Genomic DNA, 17,127 nt, shown 5'->3' with positions numbered 1-17,127 from the left:
TTTTGTTAAGGCTCAATCCTCATATCCGTTAGGATTCTGGCTCTGCCATCTCCAGGAATCAGCGCACATTTCCTTGATTCCGTTCTCTGCAGTCCAGCCCAGCTCTCTCTTGGCCTTGTCGGCATTGGAGTAGCAGGTTGCAACGTCCCCGGGACGTCTGTCCTTGATCACATAAGGGATCTTAACCCCTGTGGCTTCCTGGAAGTTATTGACGATATCAAGAACGCTGTAGCCAACGCCGGTTCCAAGATTGTAGATGTTAAGTCCGCTGCCGGGCTCAAGCTTCTTAAGAGCCTTAACATGGCCCTGGGCCAGGTCCACAACGTGGATGTAATCACGAACTCCGGTGCCGTCAGGAGTGTCATAATCGTTACCGAAAACACTGAGCTGTGGAAGCTTGCCAACTGCAACCTGTGTGATGTAAGGCATCAGGTTGTTGGGGATTCCGTTAGGATTCTCACCGATGGTGCCTGACTTGTGGGCTCCGATAGGATTGAAGTAACGAAGGAGAACCACGTTCCACTCGGGATCGGCCTTCTGAATATCTGTAAGCACCTGCTCCAGCATGGACTTGGTCCAGCCGTAAGGATTGGTGCAGGTTCCCTTAGGGCATTCCTCTGTGATAGGGATAATCGCGGGATCGCCGTAAACTGTTGCTGATGATGAGAAGATGATGTTCTTGCAGCCATGCTTTCTCATAACATCAACCAGTGTAAGGGTTCCTGTAATATTGTTATCGTAGTACTCCCAGGGCTTGGCCACTGACTCGCCAACGGCCTTAAGTCCTGCGAAATGAATTACACTGTCAATCTTTTCAGCGGAAAAGATCTTCTCAAGACCCTCGCGGTCTCTGATATCTGCCTCGTAAAAAGGAACTTTTTTACCGGTGAGGGCTTCTACCCTGCCGATAACCTTCTGGCTGGAATTAGCCAGGTTGTCCATAACGACAACGTCGTAGCCTGCATTCTGCAGTTCAACTACTGTATGGGATCCGATGTAGCCTGCGCCACCTGTAACAAGAATAGCCATTTTCTACCTCTCTTTATCAAGTCTAATTTTATGTTTACTTTTGTCTTATTGTAGTGATACAACGCCGCTATGGCAACGTTCTTTTGTTACCAAGACCTGTCGAAATGTTAGATCACAGTTCAATGCCGTTAAGCTTGCAAAGCTCTCTTGCGGACTCAACAGAATCTTTTCCTGTAGGATTCTTGATAGGTGCGAACTCGTGCTCTCTTACTACCTCGTAAGGAAGACATGAATCAAGCTCATGGATCATATCAAGAACCAGCTGCTCAAACTTGCAGCCGTTGGGAGCCTCCGGCTTAACCAGCTCTGCGTTCTCATCGATATAAGGAATCTTCTTCTCAACTACGTGAAGAGGAAGTGTGTTCTGTGAAATCTCGTAAAGAGCCTTCTCGTTGAAAAGATAGTTAAGAATAACGCCGAAGTTGTAAGCGGGATCACCGTTCTCGTCCTTGGCATCAGCCATCTCCTGTGAAAGCTCGTAGTACTCAACGATTGAAGGCTTGCCATCCTCAAGACACATAACGCCTACCTTCTCATCGGGAGCGTTCTTTCTTACAACCTTGGCGCCGCAGTCAACGCCTGCGCTTACAGTTGCACCAACGAAGCAGGGATCTGCGATTCTCTGAAGAACGTTGTCCACTGCAAAAATATCGATCCACTCAATACCTTCCTTGAGGATCAGGTCACGAAGGCCTGCCTTAAGCATGGATGAATACCAGCCTGCGTTGCCGTTGGGAGATGTGGAGATTCTGCCCTTGCCTTCCATATAAACCTTTCCGTCGTAATCGGAAGCGGGAGCCATGTCCTGCTTGAAGAAAGTGATCTTCTCCTCAGGATATCCGAAGAAGTTGTGCTCCTTCAGGAAGCCGATAGTGGCATCATTGTTCTTTTCACTGGTCATGATAAAGAGTCTGATGTAGCTGCCGCCTGCAGCCTTCACTGTATCAAGAAGGTTCTCGATGATTCTCTGGAAAATATAAACGGGCTTGGTAAGTCCGATGTCATACATTCCCTTGGGGTTGTCTGAGCCAAGTCTTGTGCCCATGCCGCCTGCAAGAAGACATGCAGCAACTTTGCCGGCCTTAAGTGCCTCTACTCCGGCCTTCTCAAACTCCTCTTTTCTTGCCTCGATCTCACTCACCTGCATAGCAGCAAGAGGCTCGAACACTCCTCTTTCTCCGCCCTTGCCCAGGAGCTTGCAGTTCTCAAGAACCGCGAAATCTGTCTCCTCTATCTGCTGAAGAAGTTCTGCCTTCTCAGCCTCTGTGAGCTCATCATAGTACTTAAGTACATGTGTCTGCCCGAATTTTTCAAGCTTTGCTTTTGCTTCCCCGTAATTCATAGCTATTTCCTTTCCTATTGAATGTGTCATAAGCGCTTTTTTAAAATCAACCGATTTATTCTATCACAAATGAACTATAAGTCAAAGAGAGCTATTTAGTTACCATTGTATCTGACAACTGTGGCTCTTTTGACAAAAACATAATAAGCAGAGTAGGGCCTCCGAATGAGCTCGATACCGTTCACACAAAAAAAGAGTCAGGTACTATAGCAATCTACAGTAGCCTGACCCAATTCTATGTTATTTCTGTCCCGGTGTCCAGCCTGCGGGATCAACCAGCACACCGTTCTTGTCGAAGGTGCAGTTTACGTTATCAAGAAGTGCTGTCACGTTGGCCAGCATCTTGCCGTTGTTGGCGTCGTAGTAGTGCCAGCCGTCGGGCTGCTGTACCCAGCCCACAACCTGGTGGCCGTCTGCGGGATCAAGATAGTAGATGCCGTCTCCGATTCCGGCCTGACCAAGAACCATGCGACCGTCCTCACCGAAGTAGAAGGACTTGCCGTCGATGGCATTCCAGCCCTTTACCATTTTTCCGTCGGGACCAAAGTAGTATCTTGCACTGACATCTCCTGACCATCCGGTGAACATCACGCCGTTTTCACCGAAGAGATAATAAGCATCCCCTACAGGCTGAAGGCCCACAAGCATTACATAATCATCGCCAAAATAGTGAACACCGTCCTCCAGGGTAACAAAGCCCTTCTGGCAGACACCGTCTGCATTTGCGTAATAAACAGGGCCTCCCAGATTAAGAAGTCCGGTACATCTCACACCGTTTTCATTAAAGTAGAAACGAGCTCCGTCGATATCCGCAAATCCTGTCTTGGCGCGGCCTCCCTCATTGGGATCAAGGTAGTAGATACCGCTTTCGTCCTGGAACCAGCCGGTCTGGATAAAGCCGTTGGCCTCGGCATGATATCTACCGGTCTCAAGATTGATCCAGCCATAGGTCTTGCGCCAGTTGTGATAGTAGAAGGTATGTCCGCCCCAGCTGTTGAAGCCCTCACCTATTATCCTTGAAAAATAGTCTGAATAAAGGTGGTTAACATCAACCCTTCCTGCGATTCCCGCAAAGCTGCCGCGGCTTGAAGACTGCCACATAGCATACTCGCCGGCATATTCGCAGACAGGACCGTACTGAGCTATCCATTTGGCGGAAGCCACATTGGGCATTCTGTTCTGGAACCAGTTCTTATTGGAATAAACCATGGGCTCATAGCCGTTGGCGTTGATGATGCCGCAGAAGGTGTCGGCGATGGCCTGAAGCTGCACCGCACTAAGGCCCTTCTGGCAGGAGTCCTCTATATCTATTGCCACCGGGAAGGTGATGGCGTAGGGCGCGATCCAGGCAAGAACCTGATTGGCCTCCGCTGCTGCCTGCTCCGGAGTTGTGGCATAGGAATAGATATAAACACCGGTCCTTACTCCCGCTGCATTTGCTCCGTTTATATTGTTGACGAACTGTTCATCCAGTCCCTTTTTGGTGGTACCTACTCTGATCATGGCGAAACGAACGCCTGAGTTTCTGACCTGCTGCCAGTTGATGCCTCCCTGATACTTGGAAACATCGATTCCCACAGCTACTTCAGCGCCTCTTGCCTGTGAATGTACAGCCGCCGCAGGCGAAAAAGAAAGGAGTGCCACACATGAAAGCAGCATTCCTGAAGATAATAGTTTCTTCCCTATTTTTCCCAACATAATACTCCCCCGCAATATTGTTAAACATTTCTTAACAAATATTATACGGGAGAGCTTTACATAAGGTCAATGTAAAATAAATGACTGTCAGTTCACTAAATTCCTGGGAGTGCCGTTCATCCAGGCCTGAGCGTTTTTCTTAACTTCCATAAGGCATCTGGTGCGGGCTTCGGTGCTGGCCCAGGCAAGGTGCGGTGTCACGATAAGTTTTCCGCTGTCCTGAATCTTAAGAAGGGGCGAATCCTTGGCCATGGGCTCGGGGCTCAGAACATCAAGGCCTGCTGCCTTTATCTTTCCCTGATCCAACGCATCGAAAAGATCCTGCTCGCTGACTACGGCGCCTCTGGCAACATTTATAAGGATCGCATTTTTCTTCATTTTGTCAAAAGCGTCTTTGTTAAAGAGATTGCGGGTTCTGTCACTCAAAGGGCAGTGAAGGGAGATTACATCACTTCTCCTTAGAAGCTCATCAAAGCTGACCTGCTCATAATCGGTGCAGTCGCTGCTACCTGAGGAAGCATAGAATATAACCTTTGCTCCGTAGGCAGTGGCGATCTGTGCCACCTTCCTGCCGATATTTCCCATTCCCACGATACCGTAGGTCTTGCCATCCAGCTCCTCGAATGGAATATCCAGGCAGCAAAAATGGGACTGGGCCGCATAGTCGCCTCTTTTGACAAACTCGTCGTAGTGACGGAGATTTTCCATCAGGTAAAAAAGCATTGCGAAGGTGTGCTGTGCCACTGACGCGGTGGAGTAATTCACCACGTTGGCCACCTTGACTCCGTGCCTGTCGCAGGCGGGAATATTGGCGTTATCAAAGCCCGTTGCGAATTCGCAGATAAGCTCAAGGTCAGGAGCATCATCCAGGAGTTTGTCCGTGATCTGACTCTTGTTGATCATCAGGATCCGTGCGCCTTTGAGCCTTTCCTTGGCGTTTTCTTCTGTTACTTTGTCCTCATAATAAACTACTTCTCCCAGCTCGTCATAGATACTGTAGTCCATATCTGATCCGATGCTGTCTGTATCTGCAACTACTATTTTCATCTTTTGCCTCCTATGGAACAATCTTAATATTTTTGGTCAGTGATAAGCCAGAGCCGTGGCCAAACCTGTCTTAAACAATCCTTTTATTCTCATTTTCCCAACATAACTTTCTTCAGAATTTCCCCAACATAATAACATCAATGTCCCCCATCGTAAAGCAAAGAAAGTGAGGTCTAAGGCCTCACTTTCTCAAATATAAAGCTTACGCTTTCTTCTGTTTTCTTCTGCGGATCATGAATCCTGCTCCGCCTGCGGCTGCAACGCATGCCAGTGCCATTGCCACAGCTCCCACTTTCTTGTAAGGGAACTCTTTCTTGTCGATCTCGCCGGAGATGCCGGTTGTGGCATTTTCTGTGTCGTTATTTTCCTGGTCGTTTGTGCCTGTTACAGTGATGGGCTGCTCAGCTGTAGCCGGAGTAGTGCTTGGCTTACTGCTGGTAGGAGTCTCCGCTGTCTTGATCTCCTTGGTTGAGATCATTACGTCTGTGAAAACAAGAGTCTGCTTGTTGCCTGCTATGTCCTTGGCAATAAGAGTGATGTTCTGAGGTTCTTTGCTCTCTTTAAGAGTGATGGTCTCAACGTTTCCGTCTGCCTCAAGCTCTTTTCCCGTGAAGCTGTCTACAGCCTTACCGTTGTTGTAAACCGTGAAGCTCACAATGCCCATGTTGTCTGTTACGTCAACATTGAAGGAATGGGACTCTTCCTTGTAGATTCCGTGCTCTTCGATGTCCGCAACTACGATACTGGGAGCTGTCTTATCAACAGCGAACTCGATCTCAGCATCTCTGCTCTTGTTGTCCATCTCGTTGGTGGCTCTGTCCTTGGTGTAAAGAGTTACAGAGTAAACACCGTCTTTATCAAAATTGAGTCTGTCTACGTTGTAGGTATAGGTCTTCCAGCTGGTGTTGTCACCCTGTCTGTTTACCCTGTAATCAGTCTCGCTGTTGAGCTTTCTGAGGCTTCCGTCACGGGTTACAGATACGTCACGGGTAACAAGGTCATCTACGTTGATTTCTGTGATGGTTACATCTGTAGGATCGTTGGTGTAGTACTGCTCATTCATGGCCTTGGTGTCTTCGCCCAGAACGAATACTGAGCCGAAACGGTTAACGGAGAATACAAGGGTCTCCTTGGTCTCGTTACCTGCAAGGTCCATTACAGTGGCCTCAAGGGTATAGAGGTCGTCGGTCTTTTTATCCCTTGCGAAATCCGCGCAGGAGATAATGATTCCGTCCATGGATTCTGATACGGAGTTCTTTAACTGAACCTCGCCGTTGTTGGAGCCGATGACTCTGATGGAAGTAACCTTTTTATCCATATTCTCATCGGTGCAGTTGATGACAGGAGCAACCTTGCCGTTGTTGGCTGAGAAGTTCTCAACCTCAGTAAAGCTTACGAAAGGAGCCTTTCTGTCGATGACATAGGTGTCAAATTCCATCTCAACTACTTTGCTGTGCTTACGTCTTCTGTAGCAGATCTTGAAGCAGTATCTGCCGTCTTCGTCCATGACAGCCTTGGCAATGGTCTGCTTTCCTGCTGTCTCAAACTCAAGCTTGGGAGTTTTGGTAGGAAGACCTGCCTCGATATTCTCGATGTAAATGTATTTTTCAATGTTCTTTCTGTCGAAAACAACGCTCTCTATTACAGCTTCATTGTAGTAGAAACCGTTCTTTGGTGCGCTCTTCTGAACAGTCTTCTTTGCAGCGTTTGGAACCTCAGGCTCAATTGTGAAGGTATCACCTGAAACTCCATCACAGATAATGGCTGTGCCGCAATCATCTGTCACATTGCCGGAGCTTACGGAAACAACATACTTTCCTGTGCCTCTGAAATGAATTGTTGCGCTGTTTACGCCGTTTGCATAGCTGACATCGGTTACGTCATAATCGTAGGCCTTTCCGCTGTTGCCGCACTCAACGTCGCATTTTGCCTTAATGCAGCTCTTTACCATCTCTACAAAACGGTCATCTGTAAAAATGATTCCGCCTGATATCTTTACCTGCATGGTAACTTCAGTACCGAATTCGTAGATCTTTTCACCGTCCTCGATCATGGGTTCGGGATGAAGAGAATCCAGGGAAAGAACAGGTGCGTTAGGTGCATAGAGTACTTTTACAGTGGAGAAGTTTTCATCTATGCTCTCATTCTCAGCGTAATCTTTTCCCTTGACATTGGTGATGATGTACTCACCGGGTTCGCTGAAGCCGATATTTGCAGTTATCTGTTTTGTATTGCCCTCGACATTTCGTACTGAGGACTTCTGATCTGCGGAAAAATCGTACCTCTGATCGATGCAGTCTTTACGGTTACCCCTAAAGTTATAGGTAATGTATTCAATATCCTTGATGTGGTCATCTGTAGCACGGGCTGTGAGGCAGGTACCCTCGGTGTTGATAACGATGGTATTTCCCGCTGTCAGGGTGAGGTTGTCATCATTCTTTTCCTCAGCTGCTTTTACAACATCGGTTACAGGATACACACCATCGATATTTACAATATTCATGGATGTGTTGCCATCGGTGTTGGCAATGATCTTGCAGTGGGTACTGGGTCCGCCGGGTCTTGCCATGAGATGTGCGTTGATGGAGCCTGTATCACGGGGCTTGATGGCATATACAACCTTAAGAGGTGTAAGGGGCATCATACCCTCAGGAAGCTCACCAAAGGCATTTGACACAACTTCGCCGGTTTTCATATTTTCAATATAATCAACCGAAAGGGATTCGCCCCATCCATCTTCACCGTCAAACTGTGAAAATACGCAGGCGTCATCACTATGATTCATGTATGAAATACTGTATGTCAGATAATCGCTCTTAAGCTGAGAAGGGTTGATGTAAAAGAGCTGGGTGTTGTCATAGGTCTCGTCGGTTGTGCCGCCTTCTCCACCTTCTTCGTCCTCCTGGACCTCCTCAGGTTCGTCGCCGAAATCAAGCTCCTCAAGGGAAGGATAAGGGCTGTAGTCCTCAAGCTTCTTTACTTTGTCCCTAAACTCGTAGGTTACACGATTGTGTCCATAGTTTGCATAGCTCAGTATTTTGTGTGCAACAACATAAACATCCGATGATTTTACAAAGCCCTCAAAGGTATAGATGTAATATGATCCCTCTTCCTCGTAAGAACTGTTGATTCTTCCGATAGTGAATAAAGAATGTACCTTGCCTTCGCCGCTTACACCCTTAAGACTGAAATCCCTGTCTTTGATGCAGTCCCGGGGAAAGCATACCTTGGTTGTAACATTGCTGCCATCAAAATAATAAACGATAGAAAGTTCAAAGTTTTCGAATACATCTTCTTCTGAAGTGAAGGCGATTTCGTCCTCTTCTTCCTCATCTTCAGAATCATTTTCGCTTACATCACCTTCAGAGTTCTCGGATACGTCCTCATCCTCCCACTCTTCATCGCTGGAAGCACTGCTGGCAGCATCTGCAGCTTCCTCTGATGATGCACTGCTGGAGGCATCGGCGCTGTCATCGGATGATGCGCTGCTTGAAGCGTCTGCAGAGTCAGCGGATGTGGCATCTGTAGAGCTGTCAGAGCCTGAATTATCAGAACTTGCGCCTGTAGATGCGCCCTCTCCTGAATCTGTGTTATCGCCTTCCTCGGTGGATGCACCTGTAGAAGAAGCGTCCTCGCCTTCGGAGTTCTCACCCTCTTCTGAGCCTTCGCCGCTGTCAGAGCTCTCATCGGACTCTTCGTAGTTATCTCCGCCTTCGCTGTTGTCCTGGGACTCCTCGCCCTGATCCTGGGCGCTGTCGTCGGACTGCTCCTCATGGTTTTCTTCTGTGTTTTCTTCTGGGGTTTCTTCTGCATTTTCCTGTGAAGATTCTTCAGACTCAGCTTCTGCCATGGCTGCTATTGTCTCATCAGCAGATGCATGGATAGCTGTGAAATTGCAGGTAAGAATTGCAGGAACCAACAATACCGTTATAAGTCTTTTGCCAAAAAAAGACTTCATACTTTCAAATTTCATATTTCCTCCTAAAACCTCGGTTCATATTCGGTTAAAAATAAATTAACTAAATATAAACTTTTTATAAAACAGTACGCCGATTATAAAATAAAGGAGATTCAAAAAGCAATGAATTTTTTGTGAAAAATATATTCGTAATATTGTTAAAACCGGCGGGCAATTCTATCAATTAAACGAGAATTTTTACAACAAAAATAAAGAGATTACAAATCACTGACAATTTGCAATCTCTTCTCTATATTGTTTCTTTTTTCATCTATTTTTTTACGGTTATCTTTAAAGTCGCCTTCACCCCCGTGCCATCCATTGAATGAATTGTAACGGTTGTAGTTCCGGCCTTTAACCCCTTGACCCATACCAGACCTGCCCCATCAACGTGGGCATCTGCTATTCCTTTTTTGGAATATGTAATATAAACTCGCTTTAATCCTTTATTGGTATGGATATAAATAAAGTCCAGATTTTTTTGTCCTTCCCATACTGTCCGCTTATTATTTGCTATCGTCATAGTATTGTTTCCCGGAATAGGCATTACCAGCTGACTCGCTGTAAGATTTGAACCGTCAGTTGTGGATGCCTTCACCAGAATAGCATAATGATAGCTCCTGTTTTCTTTCCATAGCTCCTTGGACTGTTTTTCATAGGCCTCTTCGCCGACCATCTTAACAGTTCCTTTTTTGAAGGTAAAAAAGTATTTTTTGTCCTTTATCTTCTGCTGGGCATCCGCGCTGAGATTTATCTTCTGCTCACGTTTGTTGTCAAGACCGACAACCTCATAATCCCAGGCAATTTTTTTGACAGTGGGCTTGCCATACTTATTTTCAAAGGAAGGTGTAAATTTAAGGCTGCATCCCATGGCCACATAATCTTCCATTCTGTCGAAAGGGACTGTCAGACTAAGCTTTGAGGGAGGTGTGATAACTTTTATTTTAATCTTAGCTTTATGTTCGGTTCCGTCAGGATTCTTTTCTATGGCTGTCGCTATTACAGTTCCGGGATTTTTGGCCTTTATGGTTGCCTTGTTACCTTTGTAACTGATATCCGCAACATTTTTGTTTTCAAATTTCCAGGAAACATCGCCGCCACTATGCACTGAAGCAGTCAGTTCCACTGTCTCCTTCAATTCTCCTATGGCGTGGGTTGCAATAGTGGTATTTCCGGAGGCTGTGATATCCACATCCTTTATAAGCTTGACCTTTTTTTCCACACTGAGACCACAGGCGTCCTTTGCTGTGGCTACAATAGTGATCGTCTGATTCGCCCCGACTGTTTTCTTCACAGTAAGCTTGCCGGTGGTGGCACCGATAGAAACTCCTTCAATCTGTGTCTTTTCACTTATAGACCAGGTAACCTCTTTATTGCTCGCTGTTTTCGGTGTGAGATGTGCCTCATACTGTGCCTTTTTTCCGACATATACTTCGTCTTTGCCTGTTATTTGTATTTCAGTAACAGGTTGAATTACCTGTATTTTTAATTTGGCTTTATTTTTGGGATTTTCCACGGAAATAGCTGTTGCGGTTATTTTTCCGGGCTTTATGGCCTTGATCGTGGCTTCGTTGCCCTTTGTAGTTATATCAGCAACGCCTTCGTTTTTAAATTTCCAGGTAACCTTTCCTCCATGACTAACTGCAGCGTTCAGTACAACTGTATCTTTTATTCCTTTAAAGGGTTTCACTGCAATCACGGTTCCACCTGAGGTTGTGATATCCACATCCTTTACAGGCTTTTCCTTTTTTTCTGCGCTTATTCCAACTACATCATTGTCGGATACATCATTCTCATCAATAAAGTAATCTTCTTCGAACTCATCGGAGGGCCACTCGCTGTCTTCTGTAAGCTCCTCCAGGATCTCATAAGAATATTCCTCTTCAGATTCCACAGACTCATCCTCGGTAATGGGATCCGGAAATTCCTCATATATTTCCTCGGAAAGTTCCTCATCCTCAGGATATTCCTCCATTATGAAATCTGCATCATCAGAAATGCTATCCTCAAATATGCATGTTTCCTCTGCGGCATACGCTACCCCGGTGTTTGCGCAGAGAGCTGCTGCCATAACCATGGCTAAAACGGCTTTTGATAATCCCTTAATTTTCATTTTTTCTTCCCACAATACTTTTTTCAGTATAACCGTTTATTCCTTAACATCTATTGCTATAGGCTTGATGGTCTCGAAGGGCGCAGGGTTTTCATCGTTAAAGATGAAGGTGATCTTGTATGTAAAATAGCCTTCCGCGTCCTCGTGCTATTTGCCGTCGGGGGCCTGATAGGATGTATTCTCTTCATAGTCTAAAGAGACTATGTTGTAGCCGTTAAAGCAGCTGTAGGGGTTCTTAACAAGGACTACATCCATCTTGTAGGTGTAATCGTAATCCTCTTTTATGCCCTCGCACATTCCCACATTGGCGGAAAGGTGAATTTCATCGCCGGATTCAGCTACTTCATAATCGATAATGTTGGCGGTGTTGAAGCCGCTGGAAGCCTCTGCGGTGTCCAGGGGGCTGTTTGCATACTCAGGGAATTCGACGTATTTGCCGGTGATGCTGTACTGGAAGTACTCGATCTGATCTTTATCCATAAGGCTGTCGCCATCGTATATATTTGACAGATAACTGCAGCTGTACCATGAATTCTTGAGGAATCTGTCGACAAAAATGTCCTTCCAGTCGGCCTTTTTAACGAGGCTTTCAGAATCATACCTTCCAACTACGAGGAAGAGGGTTTCTATTGTCCCCCTGAGGTCATCGGTGAGTTCGAAAGCTTCGGTGTAATCGTATTTCTTTGCGCCGACTTTCTCAAGATATGCTGTTTCCCCCAGGTCGTTCATAAGGGGGATGTCGTAATCGGGTTCTGTTTTGGCTTCGACGGAAGCCTCTGTGGAGGCGGATGTTGACTCTGTAGCGTCCGATGATGCGGTCTGTGATGCAGACTCAGTGGTGGCCTCTATGGAACTGGATTCTGCGGTAAGATCGGAATTGACCGGCGCTTTCTCTCCGCAGCCGGAAAGGGCTATGGTGGCCAGAAGGCCTATTATTGCAATATTCTTTTTATTCATACATTTCTCCAGATTTTTGTTTTTTTTGGTAGGTAGGTACACTGGCGAATTCGTCCTCACAAAAAATCACCCCTGGCGGCGTGCCATCTCTATGGATTTTTGTGCCTGCTCCACATTATCTTTAGCTTCCTCAACCAAACTACTGATATGCTCCCCCAGATCCCCTTTAGCCTCAATATCAGAAGCAATATGGGCACTGATGGAGTTGAGCTCCTGCTCCATATCATCATAGGAAACTCCGGCAGCCACAAATCTATTGTTGTGCTGGAAAACCTGCAGCGCTATCTCGTTGTAGATCATCAGCGCTGTGATGGAATTATCTATTTCAGCAATATTTCCGTCGGCAATCTCTACCAGATTCTCCCAGAAAACATCAAAAGGAAGTCCCGGGTCACCGGTCTTGGGATCTCCGCCGATAGAATTGTAATACTCAGCTATAATGCGAAGCCTTGCAGCCCTGTCTCTCTGGCTGTCATCCAGATACTGGGAGGTCATGGCTATCTTGAGCCACTTAAGGGAAAGCTGCTTGTTTCCCACATCCTCGTAGCAGTAAAAATATGCCATTCCAAGCTTGTAGGAAAAATCATCATAGGCTGCACGGTTGGCAGCAAAAGCCTTCTCAATGGTGGTTCCGTCACAGCCGGTTATAAGGAGCCTTCGAAGACTCTCATCCTCCTCTGCGGTAAAACAGTCATCCGCCAGGATCCTGTTGTCCAACATCTCCTCAAAGGCCTCCGGATTGGTGGGCTGAAGCCTGATGGCTCCCGCAAACTTCTGGATTGCCTCTGCATCATCCTCTACACCAAGGGCATCCAGGATCATATCCTCGTAGCTCTCTGTGGCTGTAACCGTGGCAGCCTGGTGGAAGTAATAGGACAAGGAACCGCATAGCACTGCCCCTGCTGTCAAAAGAGCCACAGCAGCAACGCTCATTTTTGCTGTCTTTTTATAATCTCTGTCAAGCTGTTTGTAGTGCTGAAGATCATACATAACCTCAGCGCAGGACTGATACCTGTCTGCGGGGTTATTCTGAACGCACTTGGCAATGATCTTCTCAAGGCCTGAGGAAAGATTGGGATTCCAATACCTGATGGGATAGAACTCATAAGGCGGCTCATTGGAGGTGTGTCCTGTCAAAAGATTGTACATGGTGGCACCAAGACAATAGACATCCGTCCTGGCGTCTGTCTGTCCCATTCCTCCGAACTGCTCGGGAGCCGCAAATCCTCTTGTTCCAAGATATGAAGTGTCCCCGGCATGATTCGCCTTATATTCTCTTGCTGTTCCGAAATCCACCAGGCAGATACGTCCGTTGGGACGAAGCATGATATTCCCCGGCTTGAGATCTCTGTAGATAATAGCAGGAGTCCTGCTATGAAGATATTCAAAGACATCGCAAAGCTGGATACCCCACTCGATAACGTACTCCTGAGGCTGAGGCCCCATGGTAGCCAGGGCCTTATCCAGCGTATTGCCTTCTATATAGTCCATAACGATGAGGAATCGTCCCTCATCATCAATAACATCTACGATACTGGGCAGATATGGGTGGGACAGATTCTTTAAAAGATTGGTCTCGGTAATAAGACTCTGTCTGACCACCTGATAATTGGCAACGGCGTCCTTGCGGACCTCCTTGATCGCCCAGGGTTTATTTGCCTTCTCGTTCATAACAAGGTAAACGGTACTCATACCGCCCTGTCCTATAACGCTAAGGACTTTATATTTTCCATCAACTAAACTTCCGATCTGTAACATAATAACAATACTTCTTTCAGCCCCTATCAGGTGCCATCATCATAATATACTTCACCGGGCAGCTGCTCATCGGGATAATCACCTTCGTTGTAATCATCTCCCCAGTCATCATCAGCTTCCTCAACGTCTTCTACATCTTCTTCATCTTCTTCGTCTTCTTCGTAGATCTCTTCCAATAACTCATCGTCATCATCGGAAGTATCATATGCGGAAGCGCTTCCCCTGTTGCCTGCAGCCCTGCTGCCCTTTAAGGCATCCAAATCAAGCTCTGTATCTTCGTCCTCGTCTTCCCAGTCTTCCTCGAAATCATCATCAACTGTGGAATAGTCGTCGGCGTAATCGGATTCGAAGTCATCATCTTCATAGTCTTCGTCAAAATCAGGGGCAGGAAGATTGTCATAATACTCGTCACCCTCTTCCAAGTCCTCGTCATCATAATCAGAGTAAAAATCCTCAAGGCCTTCGCCGATGATGTCAACATACTCAGCCAGGTTCACATCCTTGTCAATGCACTCAAGGATCAGCTCAGTGATGGTCATGTCAGCCAGGTCCCAAACCTGAAGCTCAGGTTCTGACATACACAGCTGCCAAACAAGGAAAGCCTTGCCCTGAGAAATATGGTAAATGCCGGAAATAGCTCTGACTGAGCTGTCTGCGGTGATGGTCTGATCAAGAACCACAGCGTTATCAAGCTCGGACTCCATGGCGTCGGAAGCCACATATGCCAGATCTAACTGGAGCTCATCGGCAACTTCCTCGTCTCTGCTCTTTACAGATAAAAGCATGGCGCTCTGCTCGTCATTAAGATAACCCAGTTCCAGGGCTTTATATACGATCTCGCTTACAATGGTCTCGGCGTCCTGACCCTTAATGCTCTCTTCATAGTCCTCTTTATAGGTCTCCTCAAGCTGCCTCAGGACCTCTTTGCCGTCCTCATTCTCACCTACCACGGTAAGAACAAAGCCGTCCTTGTCCAATTTAACCGTAATAGAAGGGTTCGCATCGATGCATACGCTGGAGTATACCATTCTGCCCACTGCGAAAATGCCCAGAGCAATGATTGCTCCGCAGGTTCCAAACCACAATATAAGCTTTATATACCACTTAGAAAAAAATGATTTCATACTCTTCCTATCTCTTTACAAATCTAGATTTCGACGATATTTTGCAACTAATGATATCATTGATGGTATTATTAAACCATATCTGAAACCAAAAATCACAGAATTTTCAAAAATTAATTTTCCCTTTTTTTACCTGACAACATTCACTGAAATAGTGGCTTTTATCTTGTCTCCGGTTCCGTCTTTGGCCTTAAAGGTCACCTTGGTACTTCCCGTAGAAAGGCCCTTTATCCATACCTGATTTCCGGAATCCACCCAGGCATTTGCCACTCCGGGATTGCTGTATGAGACGTAGAACTCTTTTACCCCGTGGGCAGTTTTAAGAACAATGACATCTGTGTTGGTTCCGTTTACATGGACGCTACAGGATGTCTTATTGATAGAAATACTTGTATTTTTCTTCACCCTTTTTACCAGCTTCTGAGCTGATATTCCGGAGCCGTCGGTGGTTTCTGCCTTCACCACAATGGCGTACTGGTAAGCCCCGGTCTCATCCCAGAGCTTTGCAGCCTGCTTCTCAAAGTCCTTGGGGGAAGCCGCTGTGACTTTTCCGCTCTTATCCAGGGTAAAGAAATATTTCTTATCCTTTATAAGCTTCTGGGTCTTATCGCTTAAGGTTATTTTCTTCTCCTGTTTGGAGTCAAAGCCCACGATCTCATAGTCCCATTTGAGCTTGGAAATAGTGGGGGCTTCTTTTCCCTTATTGAGTACCGCAGTGAACTTCAGGCTGCAGCCCAGGGCCAGATAGTTGTCGCTTCTGTCCTCAGGCACAGTGAGGTCAATCGATGTCACGGGAACAATTACCGTTATCTTCACGGATTTACTCAGCTTGGAGCCGTCGGTAGTATAGGCTGTGACCTTGACACTGCCTGTGGATAAAGCCTTTACGGTGACCTTGTTGTTTTCGGTCTCCTTGATGCTGACAATTCCCTGCTTATCCATCTTCCAGGAAACCGTTTCGTTATTATCCGTGAATGCTGAAAGAGTAAGGCTTGTCTTATAGCCCTTGGCCGCTTCGGTGACAAGATTTGTATCCTCCGGAGCATTCAGAGTGAGAGTTTTGGCCTTGTCTTTTACGGTGATAACCTTTTTGCTGCTTACTTTCGTGGGGATTCCGGGAATCTCGGTGGCATGAGCAACCAGAGTGATCCTGGTTCCGGATTTTACATTTTTGGCTACACTTACTTTGCCGTCCGAACCAACCTTGACGCCGTCAACCTTGCCCTCGATTTCCCAGGTAACCTTCTTGTTATCGGAATTGGAGGGAACCGGAGTGGCCTTATAGCTTGCGCTCTTTCCTGCTGAAATACAGGTATTTCCGCTGATCTCAAGGTCTGTGGCATTCTGCCTGACAGTGATGGTCACAGAAGCGCTTTTTCCTGAGCCGTCAGAGGCCACACAGGATATCTTGGCCTTTCCCTTTCCCACAGCCTTGACGGTTACTGTATTGCCGGTGGATTCCACCGTGACAGCCTTCGGATTGGATGACTTCCAGGAGGGAGCATCCTTGGCCTGGCTGTTGTCCTTGCGGGTCTGCACTGCCTGAAGTTTCATTGTTTTATACTCTGAGCCCAGGGTCAGAGCCGCAGACTTAAGCGTTCCGTTTTTGTCGCTTACGATCTTATAGTGCTCTTGTACAGCGGTGGAATTTGCCATACCGCTCTGTATCACAACTTTGGTTATGGGGTTCTTGGAAGCTGTGACATCTGTGATTTCCGCCGCTTCTACGAATGATTCATCCCCTGAAACGTCTGACTCTTCCATGTCTTCCTCAGAAGCCTCATATGAAGCAGCCTCCGAAGCCTCCTCTGCCAGATCCACAGTGATCTCTTCTTCCTCTGTTTCCGAAACGGAATCATACAACTCCTCTTCGAATTCCTCTTCAGTCTCCTCAGTTGCTTCCTCATCCAAATTCCGGTCGCTGTCCTCCTCCGGAATCTCCTCTTCTATCTCCCAGCAGTACTCTTCCTCCTCCGGGAAAAAGTCCTCCTCCGCAGCAAAAGCGACCGGTGTCTGCATCATCAATGCTGCCGCCATTACTACTGCTGTTGTCATCCTTACAAGTCTTTTATGGATCATTTTGTCCCCTTTCCATGCTGTT

The 17,127-nt window shown here is 46.7% G+C and carries 10 protein-coding genes; all 10 read right to left on the bottom strand.

Annotated elements, in window-relative coordinates:
* Positions 1 to 12: 12 nt before the first annotated feature.
* Complete coding sequence (gene galE / locus T359_RS0111475; RefSeq protein ID WP_026517613.1) at positions 13 to 1,029, bottom strand: UDP-glucose 4-epimerase GalE; 1,017 nt, start codon at positions 1,027 to 1,029, stop codon at positions 13 to 15.
* A 112-nt stretch (positions 1,030 to 1,141) separates the two neighbouring features.
* Positions 1,142 to 2,371, bottom strand: a complete 1,230-nt coding sequence (locus tag T359_RS0111470; protein WP_026517612.1) for a UTP--glucose-1-phosphate uridylyltransferase — start codon at positions 2,369 to 2,371, stop codon at positions 1,142 to 1,144.
* Between the two features lie 240 nt (positions 2,372 to 2,611).
* Complete coding sequence (locus T359_RS0111465) at positions 2,612 to 4,069, bottom strand: GH25 family lysozyme (protein WP_026517611.1); 1,458 nt, start codon at positions 4,067 to 4,069, stop codon at positions 2,612 to 2,614.
* A gap of 87 nt (positions 4,070 to 4,156) precedes the next feature.
* Entirely contained in the window at positions 4,157 to 5,116 is a 960-nt protein-coding gene (locus tag T359_RS0111460; protein ID WP_026517610.1) for a D-2-hydroxyacid dehydrogenase, read from the bottom strand.
* A 202-nt stretch (positions 5,117 to 5,318) separates the two neighbouring features.
* Entirely contained in the window at positions 5,319 to 9,089 is a 3,771-nt protein-coding gene (locus T359_RS0111455) for a hypothetical protein (RefSeq protein WP_026517609.1), read from the bottom strand.
* A 256-nt stretch (positions 9,090 to 9,345) separates the two neighbouring features.
* Complete coding sequence (locus tag T359_RS0111450; protein WP_026517608.1) at positions 9,346 to 11,187, bottom strand: hypothetical protein; 1,842 nt, start codon at positions 11,185 to 11,187, stop codon at positions 9,346 to 9,348.
* Between the two features lie 147 nt (positions 11,188 to 11,334).
* Positions 11,335 to 12,144, bottom strand: a complete 810-nt coding sequence (locus T359_RS0111445; protein ID WP_026517607.1) for a hypothetical protein — start codon at positions 12,142 to 12,144, stop codon at positions 11,335 to 11,337.
* Between the two features lie 66 nt (positions 12,145 to 12,210).
* A complete protein-coding gene (locus tag T359_RS0111440; protein WP_026517606.1) occupies positions 12,211 to 13,902 on the bottom strand; it encodes a serine/threonine protein kinase in 1,692 nt (563 codons plus the stop codon).
* 26 nt (positions 13,903 to 13,928) lie between these two features.
* Positions 13,929 to 15,026, bottom strand: coding sequence for an anti-sigma-I factor RsgI family protein (locus T359_RS21645; RefSeq protein WP_051545305.1), 1,098 nt, complete (start codon positions 15,024 to 15,026; stop codon positions 13,929 to 13,931).
* 129 nt (positions 15,027 to 15,155) lie between these two features.
* Positions 15,156 to 17,105 carry an Ig-like domain-containing protein gene (locus tag T359_RS0111430; RefSeq protein WP_026517605.1) on the bottom strand — a complete coding sequence of 650 codons (1,950 nt, stop codon included), beginning with the start codon at positions 17,103 to 17,105 and terminating at the stop codon, positions 15,156 to 15,158.
* Between the last annotated feature and the right edge of the window lie 22 nt (positions 17,106 to 17,127).

Source organism: Butyrivibrio sp. MC2021, from assembly GCF_000621605.1.
GTDB lineage: Bacteria > Bacillota > Clostridia > Lachnospirales > Lachnospiraceae > Butyrivibrio.
The sequence above is the reverse complement of the archived record's forward strand: the minus strand, read 5'-3'. Positions and strand labels throughout refer to the sequence as shown.